Origin of the sequence: Mesorhizobium sp. M1006 (genome assembly GCF_040318825.1) — a bacterium.
Lineage (GTDB): Bacteria > Pseudomonadota > Alphaproteobacteria > Rhizobiales > Rhizobiaceae > Mesorhizobium.
Map to the genome: position 1 here is coordinate 39,619 of NZ_JAMYMZ010000038.1, position 18,288 is coordinate 57,906.

Annotated in this window: 13 protein-coding genes and 1 tRNA gene; 11 read left to right on the top strand and 3 right to left on the bottom strand. The window is 59.8% G+C overall.

The features are described from left to right. The first annotated feature begins 82 nt into the window (after positions 1 to 82). Positions 83 to 3,382, top strand: coding sequence for an adenylate/guanylate cyclase domain-containing protein (locus NKH60_RS26505; RefSeq protein WP_352820744.1), 3,300 nt, complete (start codon positions 83 to 85; stop codon positions 3,380 to 3,382). A 19-nt stretch (positions 3,383 to 3,401) separates the two neighbouring features. Next, the gene (locus NKH60_RS26510) at positions 3,402 to 4,082 is read left to right on the top strand and encodes a peroxiredoxin-like family protein (protein WP_352470916.1); all 681 of its coding nucleotides are present in this window, start codon (positions 3,402 to 3,404) and stop codon (positions 4,080 to 4,082) included. 85 nt (positions 4,083 to 4,167) lie between these two features. On the opposite strand, the gene NKH60_RS26515 is transcribed toward NKH60_RS26510, so the two are convergent. Both NKH60_RS26515 and NKH60_RS26520 read right to left on the bottom strand, forming a co-directional pair. Beyond that, complete coding sequence (locus NKH60_RS26515) at positions 4,168 to 7,140, bottom strand: trifunctional glycosyltransferase/class I SAM-dependent methyltransferase/polysaccharide deacetylase (RefSeq protein WP_352873908.1); 2,973 nt, start codon at positions 7,138 to 7,140, stop codon at positions 4,168 to 4,170. An 80-nt stretch (positions 7,141 to 7,220) separates the two neighbouring features. Further along, on the bottom strand, positions 7,221 to 7,352 hold the full coding sequence (locus tag NKH60_RS26520; protein WP_352470878.1) for a glycosyltransferase: 132 nt from the start codon (positions 7,350 to 7,352) through the stop codon (positions 7,221 to 7,223). A 138-nt stretch (positions 7,353 to 7,490) separates the two neighbouring features. Between NKH60_RS26520 and NKH60_RS26525 the strand changes: the two genes are divergently transcribed. The 6 genes from NKH60_RS26525 (at position 7,491) to NKH60_RS26550 (ending at position 15,337) form a co-directional block, all read left to right on the top strand. Next, the gene (locus NKH60_RS26525) at positions 7,491 to 7,721 is read left to right on the top strand and encodes a hypothetical protein (protein ID WP_352470877.1); all 231 of its coding nucleotides are present in this window, start codon (positions 7,491 to 7,493) and stop codon (positions 7,719 to 7,721) included. Between the two features lie 38 nt (positions 7,722 to 7,759). Next, complete coding sequence (locus NKH60_RS26530; protein WP_352470876.1) at positions 7,760 to 8,425, top strand: DUF3450 domain-containing protein; 666 nt, start codon at positions 7,760 to 7,762, stop codon at positions 8,423 to 8,425. Positions 8,426 to 8,432: 7 nt separating this feature from the next. Continuing rightward, positions 8,433 to 11,090 carry an OmpA family protein gene (locus NKH60_RS26535; RefSeq protein WP_352834867.1) on the top strand — a complete coding sequence of 886 codons (2,658 nt, stop codon included), beginning with the start codon at positions 8,433 to 8,435 and terminating at the stop codon, positions 11,088 to 11,090. 15 nt (positions 11,091 to 11,105) lie between these two features. Further along, a complete protein-coding gene (locus NKH60_RS26540; protein ID WP_254818889.1) occupies positions 11,106 to 11,597 on the top strand; it encodes a Rab family GTPase in 492 nt (163 codons plus the stop codon). A 3-nt stretch (positions 11,598 to 11,600) separates the two neighbouring features. Continuing rightward, positions 11,601 to 12,671 carry an adenylate/guanylate cyclase domain-containing protein gene (locus tag NKH60_RS26545; protein ID WP_352834864.1) on the top strand — a complete coding sequence of 357 codons (1,071 nt, stop codon included), beginning with the start codon at positions 11,601 to 11,603 and terminating at the stop codon, positions 12,669 to 12,671. A gap of 440 nt (positions 12,672 to 13,111) precedes the next feature. Continuing rightward, on the top strand, positions 13,112 to 15,337 hold the full coding sequence (locus NKH60_RS26550) for a mechanosensitive ion channel family protein (protein WP_352834861.1): 2,226 nt from the start codon (positions 13,112 to 13,114) through the stop codon (positions 15,335 to 15,337). A gap of 132 nt (positions 15,338 to 15,469) precedes the next feature. Here NKH60_RS26550 and NKH60_RS26555 read toward each other — a convergent pair. Next, positions 15,470 to 15,544: transfer RNA gene (locus tag NKH60_RS26555), tRNA-Gly, on the bottom strand. Between the two features lie 230 nt (positions 15,545 to 15,774). On the opposite strand from NKH60_RS26555, the gene NKH60_RS26560 reads away from it, so the two are divergent. The 3 genes from NKH60_RS26560 (at position 15,775) to NKH60_RS26570 (ending at position 18,184) form a co-directional block, all read left to right on the top strand. Then, positions 15,775 to 16,272, top strand: coding sequence for a prolyl-tRNA synthetase associated domain-containing protein (locus NKH60_RS26560; protein ID WP_352834859.1), 498 nt, complete (start codon positions 15,775 to 15,777; stop codon positions 16,270 to 16,272). An 85-nt stretch (positions 16,273 to 16,357) separates the two neighbouring features. Continuing rightward, the gene (gene trxA, locus NKH60_RS26565) at positions 16,358 to 17,350 is read left to right on the top strand and encodes a thioredoxin (RefSeq protein WP_352873912.1); all 993 of its coding nucleotides are present in this window, start codon (positions 16,358 to 16,360) and stop codon (positions 17,348 to 17,350) included. Between the two features lie 162 nt (positions 17,351 to 17,512). After that, positions 17,513 to 18,184: an LON peptidase substrate-binding domain-containing protein gene (locus NKH60_RS26570; RefSeq protein WP_352450238.1), complete on the top strand. Its 672-nt coding sequence runs from the start codon at positions 17,513 to 17,515 to the stop codon at positions 18,182 to 18,184. Positions 18,185 to 18,288 lie beyond the last annotated feature (104 nt).

The window sequence follows — 18,288 nt, forward strand, 5'->3', positions numbered from 1 at the left end:
TATCGGTGCATCCTTGTGAATAGCCTGGCCGTGAAGTGCGAGCGAGATCACGCCGTCACGGCCACTAGTGAGGTCTTGTTCGATGGACTGCTCGGGCTGCGGTTTCGAGATTGAGGGCGGTTACGCCTTCTGTCCGAGGTGTGGCAGGCGCCAGCCCGTGCCATGCGCCAGTTGCGGCTACACCTGCGCACCTGATTTCGAGTTCTGTCCGAAATGCGGGGCAAGCGTCGGTGCGCCCGCAAAAGCCGTCGAACGGCCTGCTCCGGCACCAAGCCGGACCATTGTGTCGCCTTCTCGAACTCCGTCGCTGCTTCCGAACATCGAAAGCGAAGAAGGGCTGCATCCCGTCTCTGACGCCGATCGCCGGACGGTAACGGTCCTGTTCGCCGACCTTTGCGGCTTTACGACACTCAGCGAGCAGCTCGACCCCGAGGTCATGCAAGCGCTGCAGAACAAACTGTTCAAGGAATTGACGGCGGCCGTGCGAAACTTTGGTGGGTTCGTCGACAAATTCATCGGCGATGCGCTGCTCGCTTTGTTCGGTGCGCCGGTCGCGCATGAGGACGATCCGGAACGCGCGCTTCGTGCCGCTCTCGACATGATCGCCCGGACGGCGCGGCTCGGCGAAAGCACCCCCCACTCCGGCTCGCCTCTGTTACTCCACATCGGCATAAACACTGGTCCGGTCGTTACTGGCGGATTGGGCATCGGCACCGCCAGATCCTATTCCGTGACCGGCGACACAGTGAATACGGCGCAACGCCTGCAATCGCTGGCCGCACCGGGTGAGGTGCTGGTAGGCGAGCTCACTCACAGGCTGACCCGGCATGCCTTCTCTTATGAGTCGCTGGGTGATGTCGTGTTTCGCGGCAAGGCTGGCAGCGTGCTCGTTCATCGACTGGACGCACCGCTAGCGGTGCCGCGTGCAGCGCGCGGGCTCGAGGCGCTCGGCCTCAGTGCGCCGCTAATAGGTCGTGGTGCGGAGCTCAATAGAATGATGGCGAGCCTTGACCAGGCGTGCGGCGGCTCGGCCCAACTTGTCCGCCTCGTCGGAGAAGCCGGCATCGGGAAATCGCGGCTGGTGAGTGAGTTCGTCGCCCGCGTCGGCGACGACGAGCGTTTTCGCAACGTCGCCGTGCGGCAGGCCACGTGCTCACCGCTGGGTGAACAATCTTTTGGCGCCTTGGGCGCAGTGGTGCGCAGCGCTGCCGGGATGATGCAAAACGACAATGGGGACGAAATGCGGGGGAAGCTCGCAGGCTTGCTTGCCGATCTCGGCCTGCAGGGCGAGGAGGCGAAGCGGCTGATGCCTTTGCTCTACCATGTGCTTGGCCTTGGCGACCCCGATGCCACCTTGCAGCATGTCGAGCCCGAGCAGCTGCGGCGGCAAATTCTCTACGCAGTCCGCACAATCATCGAACGGCGGCTTGCGTTGTCGCCGCTATTGATTGTCGTCGAAGACCTGCACTGGGCCGACGCCGTGTCGCTCGAGGCACTACGTTTCGTGATGGACAGGTTGGAACGCACGCGGTTGATGTTGCTGGTCACGCATCGTCCGGCGCCGGACAACGACCAGCTCGACTCAAGTCGGGTCAGTCACACAGCGCTCAGGCTTCCGCCACTCAACAATGATGACGGACGCAGCCTGCTGGCAGCGCTTTTCGGCGAGAGCTGGGTAAGCTCCGCGGGAGGGCTTCTCGACCAGATCCTCGAGCGCGCGGGCGGCAACCCCCTTTTTGTAGAGGAAATCGTTCGCGGCCTTATCGATCGCGGTGTACTGGTGCGAGAGGGCCAGCGATGGCGGACTGTGGCAGGCGAAGTCGCAACCGGCATCCCCGCCACTATCCAGGCAATGTTGCTTGCTCGCGTCGACCGGCTGCCCCAAGAGGTGCGCCGGTTGGCCCAGGAGGCCGCGGTAATCGGCCCGCGCTTCGATGCCACACTTCTGAAAACCGTGACAGCCGACCCCGGCCGGCTCGAAGCCGGCTGCGAACTGCTTTGCGATGCGGAAATCATCGAGGAAGTTGCCGGATCAGGCTCGGTCTCGTCTCAAAGCTACCGCTTTACGCAAACATTGCTGCAGGACGTGATCTACCAGAATCTGCTCCTGCAACGCCGGACCGAAATCCACGGGCGGATCGGTGCTGCCTTGGAGCAACTGTGCGGCGACGAGCCGGAACGGCTCGAGGATTTGACCGTGCTCGGTCATCATTTTGCACAGAGCGCCGAGCGGGAGAAGGGCGCGCATTACCTGCAGGCGGCAGGCGATCGCGCTCGCATGATATATGCCAACGACGACGCCCTTCGTTTCTACGAGCGAGCACTGACTGCGTTGGGCGCGATCGGGCAAACACCGCTCAAACTGGCAATTGCAGAGCGCATTGCCGATTTGAGCGGCCCGGCAGGCCGCCGCGAGATCGCGCACCACCACTATGAGACGGTGTTGCAGGCATACCGCGAGTCAGCCAATCGCGTCGCCTCGGCGCGAGTTTTGCGTAAGATCGGTCGGCTACTCTGGGATGTCGGCAAGCGGGACAAGGCAGAACCCCGCTATGCTGAGGCGGCAGCGCTCCTCGATGGAGCGGATGCCCCGATCGAGCAGGCGCATCTGTGGCAAGAACGTGGCCGACAGGCGTTCCGTAGCGGAGATCACGCTCTCGCGGCAAAATGGGCAGACGCGGCGCTGGATTGCGTAGGCACACTGACAACGGAGCATGTCTCCGAGATAAGGTGTGATGCCACTCTTGTGACCGCCGAGGCACTCAATACCAAGGCTGTCGCGCTGGCTCGCCTTGGGCGAAACCGTGAGGCCGTGCGTCAGGTTGAGCGTAGCATTGAATTGGCCGAAGCCGCCGGTCTGCTGGGCGCGGCCTGCCGCGGCTACACCAATCTCGGCGTGCTTTACACGACCATCGATCCCGCAAAGGCGATGGAGGTCTGTCGGCGCGGTCTTGAAGTGGCGCGCCGTATTGGTGATTTGGGTTTCCAGGCGCGCCTCCTCGCCAATCTGGCGGTCGCTTGTTGTACTTTCACGGATCGCTGTCCAACGGAGGGCGTACCCGCTGCCGAGAAGGCCATCGAGATCGACCGGGCGCTCGACCAGCGCGAGCACCTGCCGGTGCCTTTGATCGTGCTTGGGCAAATCCACCAGTGCAACGGCCGTCCGGACCTGGCGGTTGGGTTGTTCCACGAAGCACTGGACGTAGCTCGCGAAACGGGCGAACCCCAACTGCTGTTTCCGTGTTATGATGGTCTCGCAACGCTTAATCTCGATCTCGACAATCTGGCCGAGGCCGAACGCTACTTTTCCCTGGCGCAGGGTATATGCGCCCAGCACGGGCTCGACCCGGAAGCGCTTGTGGTGCTGCCTTTTCTCGACTAGCCGGGGTTGGAGGTTGGAAATGTCCGCGCGTAGTGACTTGGTGCCGCTTCAACCGGGCGACCGTGCGCCAAACGTGGTACTCGACGCCATTACCCAGGAAGGCAAGATCGCGCTTGACGATTTTCGCGGCCAAAAACCGGTGCTGGTCGGCCTGTTTCGAGGTCTGCATTGCGCGTTTTGCCGGCGCCATATCGCCGCCCAGGCGCGGCTTGATCCGGAGCTGCGCGAAAGGGGCGTGGAGAGCCTGACGGTGGTCAACACGCCGATCGAACGGGCGCGTCTCTATTTCCGCTACCATCCGATGCCGAATCTGCTTGCGGCCTCCGATCCTGAACGCGCTTCACATCGTGCTTTTGGACTGCCCAATCTCGAATTCACCCAAAACGAGACGAACTGGCCGTACAAGGTCTCGATGGCAGCGGCAAAGGATATGCGGGTCGACATACCAGGCGAGTTGCCCGGTCCTATGGATCCTCTTGCGGCCAGTGAAATGCTCAACAAGAGGGACCATTACGAGCTGACCGAAGCCGACGAGCAGATGCTAGCAACGGGACACGGACAATTGGTCGGTCAGTTCCTGCTGGACCGGCAGGGGATCGTCCGCTGGAGCTTCACGGAGGTTCCAGAGGGTGGGCGATACATGTTTGGGGCGCCAAGCCCGCAGGAGCTGATGTCAGCCGTATCGCAAGTCGCCCAATAGACTTGCGAACGAGGTAAGCGGGCGGGACACGGAATAAAAAGCGGAACCAATTTGTTACGAATCTAGACACTGACAAGTTCACGGTTCATGCGAGCACGGCCTCGACAACGGCAACAAAGTCATCGAGCGAACGATCCCCACGAATCTCGATGCGCGGAAGGTCGATGGGATCGCAATCGAGGTCCGCCGGTCCGTGTCTGCCGCCGAAGCCGATTCGATAGCCGCACTCCTTGGCCAGCCTGCCAAGCCGTCGGTCGGTGACAGAGAAGGGTGCCGCGAACGCCGCGGTTGGCCGACCGGTCCACCGTTCGATGAACATACGAGAGCGCAGGAGCTCGGCGGCCAAGTCAGAGCTCGACAGACCATCGATCGCGCGATGCGTCGCCAGATGGCTTCCGAAGAACGCACCTTCGCCGGCGAGGCGTCGCACCGTCCCGGCGTCCATAAGCTGCGTCGGCGGGCCGCTGTAGGCGTCCCACTGTGCACTTTCACCCACCAAGTCCGTCACCAGGAACACTTCCGCAGTCAGGTCGTTCGCGCGCAAGGCCGGCCAGGCATGGTCGGCAAAGTTCTGGAAGCCGTCATCGAAGGTGATGAGCACTGGGCGGCCAACGAAAGGCTGACGGTTGGCGATGAACCATTCCAGCTGCTCGGAGCTAATCGCGTGAAAGCCATTGGCGCGCAGCCATGTCATTTGGCTGGCGAATGCGGCGGGCGCGAGCCGAAAACGGGCGAGCGCGGCCGGACCTTGATCGGAGACACTGTGATACATGAGGACAGGGATACGCTGCCGCCGCTCGCTATGTGCGACGTCGCGGCGCAAGGCCCGCGCCCCGCCCCAGACGATATTTCGCGCGACTCCGATTTCGATGGGGGCGCGGATTGGCACATGATCTATCGTCGGTTCCGTCGCCACGTCGCCTGGTGACAGGCGGCGGAAGCGGTCTATGCGGTAGAGCTCGGTCTGGATCGATTGCTCGAGAACGAGGCCGTGGGTCGCTGCCAGCGTCTGTGAGATCGCTTGTGCACCGAATGTGTTCCAGTCGAAGCCCGTCCTTTCAACATTGTCTCGTAGCACGAATGCGTGTGCGCTGATGAAACTGCCACCAGGCGCCAACGCCTCAACAAGTTTTTTGGCGATGCGCCGCAACTCGGTGAGATCGTCCAGGTAGTAGAGCACTTCCGAACAGACGATCAGATCCATCTCGCCCGGCAGCGTGTCCGCAGAAAAATCCAGTACGCCGAACTCAACGTTCGGCTGATCACTGCATCGCGCGCCCGCCCGCCCGACGGCTACGGCGGAGATGTCAGTTGCGGTCAAATGGCCCACGCGCGGCGCCAGCTGCCGCGTGAAGTGGCCCTCCGCGCAGGCCAGCTCAAGCGCCCGTCCGATGGGACCGGCAGGCAGAATTTCGAGCTGCCGCTCATATTTTTCCTGCTCATAGGGCGAACCGTAGTTCCAGGGATCCTCGATCGCAAAATGGCGATTCCAGAAAGATGTGCGGTCATTGTCGCGCCCATCCGCGGCCCGTGCACGGCGCGGCGCTGCAAAAGGCTCTTTAGTTTCGGCGCTCGACCGAACCAGCGCCTGCGCTTCCGCGGCCAATCCCGCAAGTTTGCCGAAATGGCTGTCCTGATCAGACCGGCGTCCCGCCATGGACAACAATGCCTCGGCTGCAGACATGTTTGACTTGTCGGCACCGGCGCCCTTTTGCGGTGCATCTACAGGCGATCGCCTCGCAAGTCGCGCGGCACTGTGCATAGGCCGCTCAGAGGGCAGGAAATTCAGGATCAATTCAATCCAATGACGCCTCGTCACTCTCCCGAGTACGCCGAACTGCACGAGAGCCTCGATCTGGCCATCCATCATCAGATGGGCATAGATTTGATCGATTCCTTTCGGTACTTCGATCGAGGCCGGATTTCGCACGTCGACACGAATTCCAAGTGTCCGCGCCAGCCTGCGCGGCGCGGCAAGATCGTCGACATCGAGCAGCATTTGCTCAAAGTGATACTGCACGCGGCGAGCCGCGTCCGGATTATTCCAGACCTTGCCGAGTTCGAGGATCAACTCGGTGAGGGAAGCGCCGAACCTGTCCCACCTGGCAGCCAATTGCGCTGGCACCGACAGGCTTCCTACCATAAGGCCATCGACGGCCACCTTGGCGATCTCACGCGCCCACTTACGTCCTGCTGGGAGCGCGCGCAGGGACTGCGGGTTGATCGAGCGCGAGCCGCAGCCGCAATCCGATGCGGCGTTCCACAACGCGAACCACGCGAGTGCTTCTGAAGCGGTGTGGCCGTTCGCGTCGGTCGCTCCATTGGCGTGAGCCGATGGCGGGTGTTTGACCCTGGGATCGGCGGAAAAGCCGCGAGCGATCACGACTTCGCCATCTGCCAGCATCTGCGCCGAATTGCGGCTGAGCGCGTTGGGGCTGGCCCGATAGAAAGCGAGCGGCTCGTCGACCATCACCCAATTTTTGCCTAGACGTGCGAGGCGCTGCCACAGATCCCAGTCCTCGCAGGTGCGCAGCGACACGTCGAAACCGCCCAACTCGACAATTATCTCCCGATCGACCAGCAGCGCGTGAGTGCGGACGGCACACCGGCGGGCGAACGTTTCGAAGGGTTGAATCGCAACCTCCGTTGCGATGCTCGACGCCGTGAGTTCGCCATCGGGCATCACGCGTCGGGAACCGCAATAGGCAGCCACTGCATCGGGAGCGGATTTCAGTGCGGCCAGCATTTTGGCAAGGAAGCTGGCATCCACCCAATCGTCCGCATCCAGAAACATGAGCCAGTGGCCGCGCGCCTTCGAAATCCCGCTATTGCGCGCGCCGGCGGGGCTATGCGCGCAAGAGCTCAACATCCGAAATCGGGCATCGTGCTCTACATAACCGGCGATGATCGCAGGGGTGCGGTCCGTGGAGGCGTCGTCGACGATGATCGCCTCCCAATCCACTATTTCCTGATCAAGAAGGCAATCGAGTGAGCGCGCCAGCGTTACCTCCGCGTTGTGCGCAGGAACCACGATTGAAACCAAGGGATCATGCGCCACGCCGTCTTACCCGCGCCTGGTTCGAGGTAGAACAAGATGTGTTGATCTTTCTCGGCGTAGGCCGTCACAATCGACGCCGATCAGTCCGTCGACCCATCGTCCATCACCACTATATCCAGTATCTGGCAGGTCTGCCGGCGGATGCCGGCACGCATTGTGCCGACGGTTTGCTCGGCATTGAGCATCGGTACCACACCGCCCTGCGGTAGCATCCTGGATCATCGAGCTTTCGTTTTCTTCGGCAAGAGTTGGCAAATGTCAAAACCGGATGACGGCATCGGCTGGCAGCACTGCCCTGTCAAGATAAGGGCGAATTGGAGGCGGGCAAAAAAGACTTGAACACAGGCTGAATGGCAGCGCGCATGCCCGACGGCTTGGAGCTGGGGTCGATGCGCCAGGGCATCTCCGCTCTCGCATTTCATCTGCATAAAGATGATCGCGGGCGAAGACGCGAGCGCGAGCTGATCCGGATCGAGCCGCATGTCGAAATCTACCCGAATGGGGACGTTCGAACCGACTTAAGCCGCGAAGATTCCGGCTTGCGGGTCGACAATTTTACTGGCAAGTTTACCAGTTGCTAAATTAGCGCTGTGGCAATGTTCAAAAGAAGGGGCATGGGATGGCCAAGGAATCTTCGAGTACCGCTTCTTCGGCAAATAAAGCGGACGCAAATCTGATAAGTAATGCAGACGGAAGCGGGCTGACCTTCATGGCGGGCCAGGCTCGCGAGAGCGGAGCCCCCGGCGACGCTGTAGGTGTCGACAAGATACGTGATCTGCTGTTCGGCAACCAGATGCAGGACTATGACCGCCGCTTTTCCAAGCTTGAAGAACGGGTCTTGCAGCGCTTCAAGGATGTCGAATCCGAGGCCAAGCGCAATCTTGAAATGTACGAGTCAAATGCAAAGAAGCAGGTTGACTCGCTTGCGGCGCAATTGCGGAACGAAAAAGACGCGCGAGCCGACGCCGATAAGGAGATTGATCGGAATCTTCGCGAGCAAAATCAGGCGCTCGAAAAGCAGGTGCGCGCGTTGTCGGATCAGTTGAGCGAGCTTGAGCGGGAAGTTGCGGACCGGATAAATCGAAACGATCATTTGCTGCGTGAGGAAATCAAGCAAAAGAATGAAAGCATTCAGATGCTGATGGAGAAAATGTTTTCCGATCTTGGCAATGTCAAGACCGACCGAAATCTTTTGGCTGGCCTGTTTGTTGAGGTTGCAAAATGTCTAAATCAGGATCCCGTCGGCAGCAAGAACAACTCGGAGCGTACCTGGAAAGTGAGTTGATCGGAACTTGACGTCGACTGTCGACCCAATCAGCCTCCCTCAAAGAGCAGCTTCGAACGATACAGAGATTGATCGCGAGGCGCTGGCTCGCCTTTTGATCGAAATTGCCCGGAACGTTGATCCGGACTATCGTGCGCGTCTCGACGGAATCCCAACCGCCGACCCTCGCATGGAAACGCTGCGCCAGTTGCTGGTCGGCCGCGAAATTTCGGAGCTTTCACGAGTTACGCACCTGCTCGACGAACCCGAGCAGCTTGCGGCTGCAGTGGGGAGCGTTCTCCCCAGTGCAGCCGCACGTGCGCCTCATGCGCAACTCGGAGAGGCCCTTGCGCCAGCTGTCGAGAGGGCCGTGCAACGGTCCATCCAGAAGAGCCCGCGTACGCTGACGGATATATTGTACCCGGTGTTTCTGCCGGCTATTCGCAAGTCGATCGGCGAAAAGATCGACCAGACCTTTCAATCGTTGAATGAAACTTTAAGACATATATTTACCTGGCACGGGCTCAAGTGGAGACTTGAAGCGTGGAGAACAGGAGCAAGCTTCTCAGAAGTTGTTCTTAAGCATTCTCTTGTTTATCGTGTAGAACACGTCTTTCTAATCAATCGCAATTCCGGGCTTTTGATAGCGCATGTAACTGCCGCTAATGCAACTAGCGAAGATCCTCAACTCATTTCTTCTATGCTTAGTGCAATTCAAGATTTTGTAAAAGACTCATTTAACGAGAAAGAACAGAGCGGCCTAGATACCATTCGTTTCGGAGAGCTTCGTCTCTGGTCGGAAGTTGGACCGTTTGCGACCTTGGTTGCGGTGATCCGGGGAAATCCGCCGGAGGAATTACATGAAATAATTCGCGATGTATTGCTTCGCATCCATGATGAATGCTCACAGGCTCTAGAGCAGTTTGACGGCGACAGTTCGCAGTTGGCCGGCGTAGAGACGCAGTTGCAGACCTGCGTTGAACTGAAGCAGGAGGAATCAAACCAGGGATTTCCGTGGCTGGTCGTGGCTGCAGTCCTGCTGGTTTCGATTCCGGCAGGCGGTTGGTTCCTTCTTTCCTGGCAATCCGTGCAGCGCTGGCAGACCTATGTGTCGCGACTGGGGACCCAGCCGGGCATCATCGTTGCCGAACAAAAGGTGCGTGATGGCCAATTCTATATTGCCGGTCTGAGAGACCCGCTTGCCGCCGACCCGCAGTCGCTGTTGGCCGGAACGCAGGTCGATCCCGCCCGCGTTCATTCACAGTGGCAATTCTATCAGAGTCTTGATCCGGAGTTCGTATTGAAGCGGCTAACGGCGTCGCTGGTTCCGCCGGATTCAGTACGACTTTCGATCGTCAATGGTCGCATCGTTGCCGAGGGTGAGGCTCCCAACACCTGGATAGATCGGGCGCGCGCAGCGGCCCAACAACTTTCGGCAGGCGGACCGGAATTCGACATCTCCAGGGTTCGTGATGTGAGCCCCGAAGCACGCGCGGCGGAGCACTGGCAGACTTATGTGTCGCGACTGGAGGCCCAAGCGGGAATCATCGTCGCCCAACAAAAGGTGCGTGATGGCCAATTCTATATTGCCGGCCTGAGAGACCCGCTTGCCGCCGACCCGCAGGCTCTGCTGTCCGGAACGGAGGTAGATCCCGCCCGCGTTCATTCGCAGTGGCAATTCTATCAGAGCCTTGATCCGAAGTTCGTCCTGAAGCGGCTGATGGTATCGCTGACCCCGCCGGATTCAGTACGGCTTTCGATCGTCAAGGATCGCATCGTTGCCGAGGGTGAGGCTCCCGACATCTGGATAGACCGCGCACGCGCAGCGGCCCGACAGCTCTCGGCAGGCGGACCGGAATTCGACATCTCCAAGGTTCGTGATGTGAGCCCCGAGGCACGCGCGGCGGAGCACTGGCAGACTTATGTGTCGCGACTGGAGGCCCAAGCGGGAATCATCGTCGCCCAACAAACGGCGAGGGGGGGACATTTCTATATTTCCGGCCTGAGAGACCCGCAGGCCGCCGACCCGAAGGCTCTGCTGTCCGGAACAGGGGTCGATCCTGCTCGCGTTCATTCACAGTGGCAATTCTATCAAAGCCTTGATCCGAAGTTCGTGGTGAAGCGGCTGATGGCGTCGCTGACTCCGCCGGATTCAGTACGGCTTTCGATCATCAAGGATCGCATCGTTGCCCAGGGTGAAGCTCCTGCCGCCTGGATAGATCGGGCGCGGGTCGCCGCCCAACAGCTCTCCGCGGACGGACTCTCTCTAGAACTCTCCGAGCTGCGTGAGTTGACCCCTCCGCAACTCACTCATTTGAGGGAGGCTATTCAAGCGGTCAACATTTTCTTCGATTCTGGCAAGGCTGTACCGGGACCAGAGCAACTGCCGGTTCTCGACAAATTGGCGAATCAGTTGAAGGAATTGGCCGAGGACGCCCGCAAGGCAGGCGTAACAGCACAGTTCATGTTGACCGGCCATTCGGACGAGACGGGCCGTGAAACGGCCAAGTTGTCGATCAGCGCCGCGCGCGCGGAGACAGTTCGTGCGCTTCTCAAGAAGCGCGGCGTCAATCCGGAGTTGCTCTTGGTTCGCGGCGCGGGCACCTTTGAGCCAGCGGAGATTGAAAATAGCCGAACCGGGAACTCCGCCAACCGCAGAGTTTCGGTTACGGTAAACTTCCACTAGGCGGAGCCCAGGATATTGCAAAAGAAGATCTGCATGTTGGGCGGGTTCGCTGTCGGAAAGACGAGTCTGGTTCGCAGGTTTGTGCAAAGCATCTTTTCAGAAACCTACTTGACCACGGTGGGAGTGAAAATCGACAAGAAGAGTGTCGCATTCCCGGACAAAACCGTGGATCTGATTTTGTGGGATTTGGCCGGCGAAGACGATATCGGCTCATTCCGCGTCAGCTATGTGCGAGGTGCGAGTGGGCTCGTGCTTGTCGTCGATGGAACACGCGCTGCTACTCTTGCCGTTGCGCTCACGTTGCGCGAGCGGGCCGAGGCTGAATTCGGCGCTATGCCGTTTGTATTGCTGTTCAACAAATCCGATCTGGCCGATCGGTGGGCAATATCGGATAGTGAAATTGACGAACTGAGGCAACTTGGATGGCAAATCTATCTAACAAGTGCGCTTTCGGGCGAACATGTTGATGATGCGTTTCGTCAACTTGCTTCGATGGTCAGCAAATAAACCATGAATGTCTTGCCAAGAGAAGTTAAAAGCTGGATTTACGATTTCTTCTACAACGAGCGCTCGGTCGCATATCTGAAAATCGACGCCCAGCTTTGCATAGCTGCGAAGGGCGGTAACGTTAACCATTACGGACTCTCGTCAGTTCGCATAGGTAAGCCTGTTGCCGAGCAGCTTGAATTCATGGAAGGTTTGTTGCCCTGCCCGGAGCTTCCATATGATATGGCCATGGTCGAACTGCCCAGCGGGCGTGTCGCGGACCTCCATCTTTTTGCTGACAATGCCTGCGTGTGGCTGCTCTTTCTTGACGCCACTGCCGAACGCGACAATAGGCAGCGGCTTCAACAGAAGGCTTATGAAATGACGCTTCTGCAAGAGAGGGAGCGTCAACTCAACGAGAAATTACAATCGACAAACGAGGCGTTGAGGGCGAGCCAAGAGGGATTGTCGCGTGAATACCAGCGCGCCGAAGCCCTACTCCTCAACATTCTTCCGGCGTCGATCGCGGAGCGGCTAAAAGCGCACGAACAAATTGCAGACAACCATGCGGAGGTGAGTGTGCTTTTTGCCGACATCGTCGGCTTTACGGAAAGAGCGCGGAGCGTCGGAGCCGTGACGACGCTCGCTATTTTAAATTACTTCTTCAAGGCGGCGGATCTGCTCTCGGAGCGATACGGCTGCGAAAAGATCAAGACAATCGGCGATTGTGTGATGGTGGTCGCTGGCCTGCCCACCGCGCGATCCGATCATGCGGAAGCCCTTGCGCACTATGCACTTGAACTGCGGAACGCGGTTAAGCGCGAACGCTTCGCAGGAGAACCGATAAGACTCAGAATTGGAATTCACTCAGGACCAATCGTGGCGGGCGTCATAGGCAAAAGGCGGTTTGCCTATGACCTATGGGGCGACACCGTTAATCTCGCCGCACGTATCCAAACGTCCGCGGAGCCCGATGAAATCCGCATTTCGGATGCAACTCGTCAACTGCTTGGACCAAATTTTGCTTGCGACCCACTCCAGGAAACGGAATTGCGTGGTACAGGTCGTGTGCGAATGTGGCGGCTCCCGGCCTGATTTGCCGCATGGCAGTGCCGACCCGGAAGCGCATTGCATCTCAAGCAACATCATGGTTTCGAATGTCCGCAGCGGTGCGCGAAGCAGTTGACCACCGAGTGACCGCCAAAGGTCTGTCCTGGTCATCTCAGGAAATCAGTTCCTGAGATTTAACGTCGATGCCCAGTTCATAGAACGGCCGGAGGCCTGGGCCGAGGTCGGAATGCCCTGCCCCCGGCGGCTAAATAAACACCGCCACGTACCCGGCACAGCGGTCTGGCTCGGAACGATGACGTCTTGCACCGCAACATCGGTTTCTTCAAGGTGGGGCAACAACGGACATAGATGTCGTTGCTCGCCGATCTGATCGGAAGGTTAACAGCACGATGCCACTCATGACTCGACGATTGGGAGCCAGGAACCTGGCGCGCCCGGCACGGCGTCTCGGAGACCTGACTGCGATGTTTGCCCTGATTGCCAGGCCGCTCGTCTTTGGGATCGCCCTTTTGTTGGCTGGTCAGGCGCAAGCGCAGGCGCCGGCGACCGTCCCGCCTGAAAGGGTCAAACAATTGTTCGAGCTTCTCGACGATCCGTCAGTGAAGGCCTGGGTGGCCGAACAGCGAAATCAGGACGCCGGGTCAACGGGAGCGCCCGCCGAGAGAGGGGCTTCGCCGACCGACGCATCGTCCGGCGCCGTGGCCGCACCAGGCCAGATGAATACGATGGCATCCTCGACGCTCGATGGGATCAGGCATCATATCGAAAGAATCGTGCGAACTTTGCCCTTGCTGCCAGGCCAGTTCGCGCGCGTTCGGGCAGAGACGATGGAGGATATGTCCAGCAGGGGGCCCGCCGGCGTATTTGTGCTGATTGCAATGTTCATCGCTGCCGGCCTGGCACTCACTTGGGCAACGTTCAAGCTCACCCGTCCATTTCGTCTTTGGATTATCGCGCAACCGAAGGATACGCCCGTTGGGCGAGCCAAGAAGATTGGTGGCCGCCTGCTTTATTCCAGCATGCTGATAGTCTCTTTCGCACTGGGCAGCGCCGGCGCGTTCATGTTGTTCGACTGGCCGATGCTTATCCGCGAGATTGTACTGACATTTCTGATGGCGGCAGTCGTTACATGGGGTGTGCGCATGTACGTCATGGCCACGCTCGTCCCTTCCTTCATGAACGTCGAGAACGCCGTCGAGGTTCGTGCTTTGCCGATCACCAACGAAGCGGCTGACCATTGGTCCTATTGGCTACCCCGGATCGTCGGCGTCTTCGCCTTCTTCGGCGCCGCGTTTATCCTCTTGCCAGGTCTCGGCATCGATCAGGACGGAATGACGGTCCTGTCACTGGTCGCCGATTTCGTGCTGCTGCTGCTCCTGCTGCTCGCCATTTGGCGTCGGCCAAGAACGCAGCGAGACGGTGCGCGCCACATCGGTCACACGGAAGCGACATGGCTATTGACTGCTTATTTCGTCGTCCTGTTCCTGCAGCGTATCGCCGGCCTTTATACATACTTCTGGTTCACCTTCGCCGCATTCTTCCTGCCTTTGGCAATCGTGGTGACGCAGCGCGGGGTTAATTTCGTTCTGCGGCCAGGTTCGGAAGACGTCGGCCGGCCCACGATCCCGGCGGTGACGATCGCTGTCATCGATCGCGGAATCCGAATGATTTTCATCCTGGCGGCGGCTTACCTTCTCGCACGTGTCTGGGGTCTGGACATGCAATCCATGCGGGGCAGTGATACGACGACAACATTCATATTGCGCGGCTTGATCAATGTCGTGGTCATTGCCCTTGCCGCCGACTTCGGCTGGTCGATCATCAAAGCTTTGATCGAACGAAAGCTGGGCATCGAAACACCGCACCCTGTGATCAGCGACGAGGACGTCCCGATCCTCGATCCGCAGCAGGCGCGGCTGCATACGCTCTTGCCGATCCTCCAGAATATTCTGCTCGCATCGATCATCGTGATGGCGGTGCTTATGATGCTCGCCTCGCTGGGTATCCAGATCGGCCCATTGATCGCCGGCGCTGGCGTCGTCGGCGTCGCCGTGGGCTTTGGGGCACAAACCATTGTCAAGGACGTCATTTCAGGCGTGTTTTTTCTGCTCGATGATGCGTTCCGTGTTGGCGAATACATTTCATCGGGCAATTACAAGGGTACTGTGGAAAGCTTTTCGCTGCGCTCGGTGAAGCTGCGCCACCATCGTGGTCCGCTGTTCACAATACCTTTCGGTGAACTCGGGGCAGTCCAGAACCAGAGCCGTGACTGGGTTATCGACAAATTCAACATCACCGTTGGTTATGACACCGATATCGACTTCGCTCGCAAGCTGATCAAGCGGATCGGCCTCGAACTGGCGGAAGATCCCGAGTTCAAACACTGGGTGCTCGACCCGATCAAGATGCAGGGCGTACAGGAGTTCGGCGAATACGGCATCGTATTGAGGGTCAAGGCCACAACCAAGCCGGGAGGTGCCTTCGGTATGAAACGCAAATTTTATGTACGCCTCCGCCAGGTCTTCAAGGAACAGGGCATCGAACTCCCATTTCCGACCGTCCAGGTCCAGGGGCTACAGAACCAACATGGGGCAGAGAATGCACCGTTGGAGATCACGCCCGAGTTGAAAATGGCCGTCGCGCAGTCGCACACTATTCGGCGCAGAAAAAAAGCCAGCACAACGGAATAGAAGAGCTGTGACACCTGCTGGTCACAGTGCGGCTTTCCGCGCATCGCTCATGGCAGGGACACTCTTTTCGCCACGTAAGCAAAAGGCGCCCCGAAAGGCGCCTCTTAATCGCTTGGTTCCCCTCAAGGAAACTGGAGCGGGTGAAGCGATTCGAACGCTCGACCCCAACCTTGGCAAGGTTGTGCTCTACCCCTGAGCTACACCCGCTCGTGCGGCTTTTGGGCCGCAAGCCGCGCCTATATGGCTGAAGAGCGCGGCGATTGCAACAGGGAATTCGCAGGCTTTTTGCTTCGTCGGCAATGCGGACAAGCGCTCCTCGGGACGTCGCAAGGCAATCACCCCCGCGTTGCGCGACGGGCTTGTCTTGGCCGCATCATTGGCCGTAAACGGCGTTAGCCGAACAAGCCGTTGAAAGCGGGCCATCAGAAGAAAGACCGATGCCGAAGACCGAAGCCGAACTTTTCGCCTTTCTCGCCGGACTCGGGATCGAGGTATCGACGCGGCGGCATCCGCCGCTGTTCACGGTCGCCGATTCGCAGGCGCTGCGCGGCGAGATTGCCGGCGGCCATACCAAGAACCTGTTCCTCAAGGACAAGAAGGACAATTTCTTCCTGGTCAGCGTCGGCGAGGAGGCGGTGGTCGATCTCAAGCATATACACCATCTGATCGGCGCTGCCGGGCGCGTGTCCTTCGGCCGGCCGGAGATGCTGATGCAGCTTCTCGGCGTCGTCCCGGGCGCGGTCACGGTGTTCGGGCTGATCAACGACACCGAGCGAAGGATCAAGGTCGTGTTGGACGAGGAGCTGATGAGCCATGCGGTGGTCAATGCCCACCCGCTGACCAACGAAGCGACGACTTCCATCGCTGCCGCGGACCTGGTCAAGTTCGTCGAGGCAACCGGACATGATGCTGTTATCTTGAAAGTCTCGGCATGATCGCCACATGGGTGACTGAAACCGGGTTCTAAAGAAGGATGTTGCGCCCGTCCCTTGGCCGGCGGCGCGACCGAAAGGCGAAGAGATGAGTGATAGCAACCGCTTTGGCGGCCCATTTGGCAGCAATGGCGGCCGGTATGCCACCACCGTGCAATATGGCGGCACCGATGCCGCGCGTGAGAAGGTCGCGCTTGCGGAGGCGCCGGCCGACGTCATCAAGGACACAACGACCGCTGGATTTGCCGCCGACGTGATCCAGGAATCGCGTCACCAGCCGGTGCTGGTCGATTTCTGGGCGCCGTGGTGCGGCCCTTGCAAGCAATTGACGCCGCTGCTGGAGAAGGCGGTGAAAGCCGCCGGTGGCAAGGTCAAGCTGGTCAAGATGAACATCGACGACCATCCATCGATCGCCGGCCAGCTTGGCATCCAGTCGATACCGGCGGTCATTGCCTTCAAGGACGGCCAGCCGGTCGACGGCTTCATGGGCGCCATTCCCGAGAGCCAGATCACGCAATTCATCCAGAAGGTCGGCGGCAAGAACGGCGGTGCGCCGCAAGTTGCCGAGGCGCTGGCCGCGGCCGCCGAAGCGCGCGACGCCGGGGACGTGCAGACGGCGGCCGACATTTACGATGCCATCCTGGAACAGGCGCCGGAGACGATCGAGGCGATCGCTGGCTTGGGCGATCTGCTGTTCGAGGCCGGCGATGCCGAAGGTGCCGAGGCGGTGCTGGCGCGGGCGCCGGAAGCAAAGAAGGATGCGCCCCAGCTCGCCGCGCTGCGGGCCAAGATGGCGCTCGCCGCGCAAGCAGCAGTGCTCGGCAATCCGGCGGAACTGGAACGGCGGCTGGCCGAAAACCCCGGGGATCACCAGGCACGGTTCGAGCTTGCCATGATCCAGAACGCCAAGGGTGATCGCATGGCGGCGGCCGACAATCTGCTGGCGATCATCAAGGCCGACCGCTCGTGGAACCACGACGGCGCCAGAACCCAGTTGCTGCAGCTCTTCGAGGCATGGGGCATGACCGACGAAGCAACGCTGTCGGCACGGCGCAAACTGTCGTCGCTGCTGTTTTCCTGAGCCGGCGCAGACTGTTTTGTCGCGCGGGCTTGCGGTGGGCCGCGGCTGCGCCAGATTAGGTTTTCGGACGGCGTTCGATTTCAGGTTTCCGGTGTTGCGCCTTGTGCCGGCCGGGAGGAGACGGATTTGTGCGCTTCCTGACAAAGCGATCGGAGGATTGAGGTGCAGGCGGGAAACGCGCATTACCGGCTCGCTGCGGACTTACCGTCGACCATGCCGATCTTTCCGCTTGAGGGCGCATTGCTGCTGCCGGGAGGCCGCATGCCGCTCAACATCTTCGAGCCGCGCTATCTGCAGATGGTCGACGAGGCGATCGCCGGGCCGCGGCTGATCGGCATGATCCAGCCCAGCCTTGACGGTGCGCTGCGTCCCAACGGCGAGCCGGAGCTCTGCAATGTAGGCTGCGCCGGGCGCATCATTGCGCTGTCCGAGAGCGGCGACGGCCGTTACCTGATTTCGCTGCAGGGCGTGTGCCGGTTCCGTATTGTCCAGGAGCTCACGGTCAAAACACCGTTCCGGCAGTGCCGGTTGGCACCCTTTCTCGCCGATCTCGACGAGGAGCAGGCAGACGCCGAGATCGACCGGCCGGCGCTGCTCAAAGCGTTTCGCGCCTATCTGCAGGCTAACGATCTGGAGGCCGACTGGGAAAGCGTCAGCCGCGCCGAAAACGCCATGCTGGTCAACGCACTGTCGATGATGGCGCCCTACGGGCCGGCCGAGAAACAGGCGCTGCTCGAAGCGGCCGATCTGAAGACACGCGCCGAGACCCTGATCGCCATCACCGAAATGGCGCTGGCGCGCGACAATGAGGATTTCGGTTCGAGTTTGCAGTAGGTTCTTGCCTTCTCCCCTTGGGAGATCTTTGCACAGAAGCCGATCAGTGATTCTGTTGTGAGGTTGGAGCAGGGAGATTCGCGATGGTGGATCGTGTTCTGGGT

Coding starts and splice junctions, on each gene's coding strand:
- NKH60_RS26505 (WP_352820744.1), top strand. CDS start 83: ATGGACTGCTCGGGCTGCGGTTTCGAGATTGAGGGCGGTTACGCCTTC.
- NKH60_RS26510 (WP_352470916.1), top strand. CDS start 3,402: ATGTCCGCGCGTAGTGACTTGGTGCCGCTTCAACCGGGCGACCGTGCG.
- NKH60_RS26520 (WP_352470878.1), bottom strand. CDS start 7,352: ATGCTACCGCAGGGCGGTGTGGTACCGATGCTCAATGCCGAGCAAACC.
- NKH60_RS26525 (WP_352470877.1), top strand. CDS start 7,491: ATGGCAGCGCGCATGCCCGACGGCTTGGAGCTGGGGTCGATGCGCCAG.
- NKH60_RS26530 (WP_352470876.1), top strand. CDS start 7,760: ATGGCCAAGGAATCTTCGAGTACCGCTTCTTCGGCAAATAAAGCGGAC.
- NKH60_RS26545 (WP_352834864.1), top strand. CDS start 11,601: ATGAATGTCTTGCCAAGAGAAGTTAAAAGCTGGATTTACGATTTCTTC.
- NKH60_RS26550 (WP_352834861.1), top strand. CDS start 13,112: ATGTTTGCCCTGATTGCCAGGCCGCTCGTCTTTGGGATCGCCCTTTTG.
- NKH60_RS26560 (WP_352834859.1), top strand. CDS start 15,775: ATGCCGAAGACCGAAGCCGAACTTTTCGCCTTTCTCGCCGGACTCGGG.
- trxA (WP_352873912.1), top strand. CDS start 16,358: ATGAGTGATAGCAACCGCTTTGGCGGCCCATTTGGCAGCAATGGCGGC.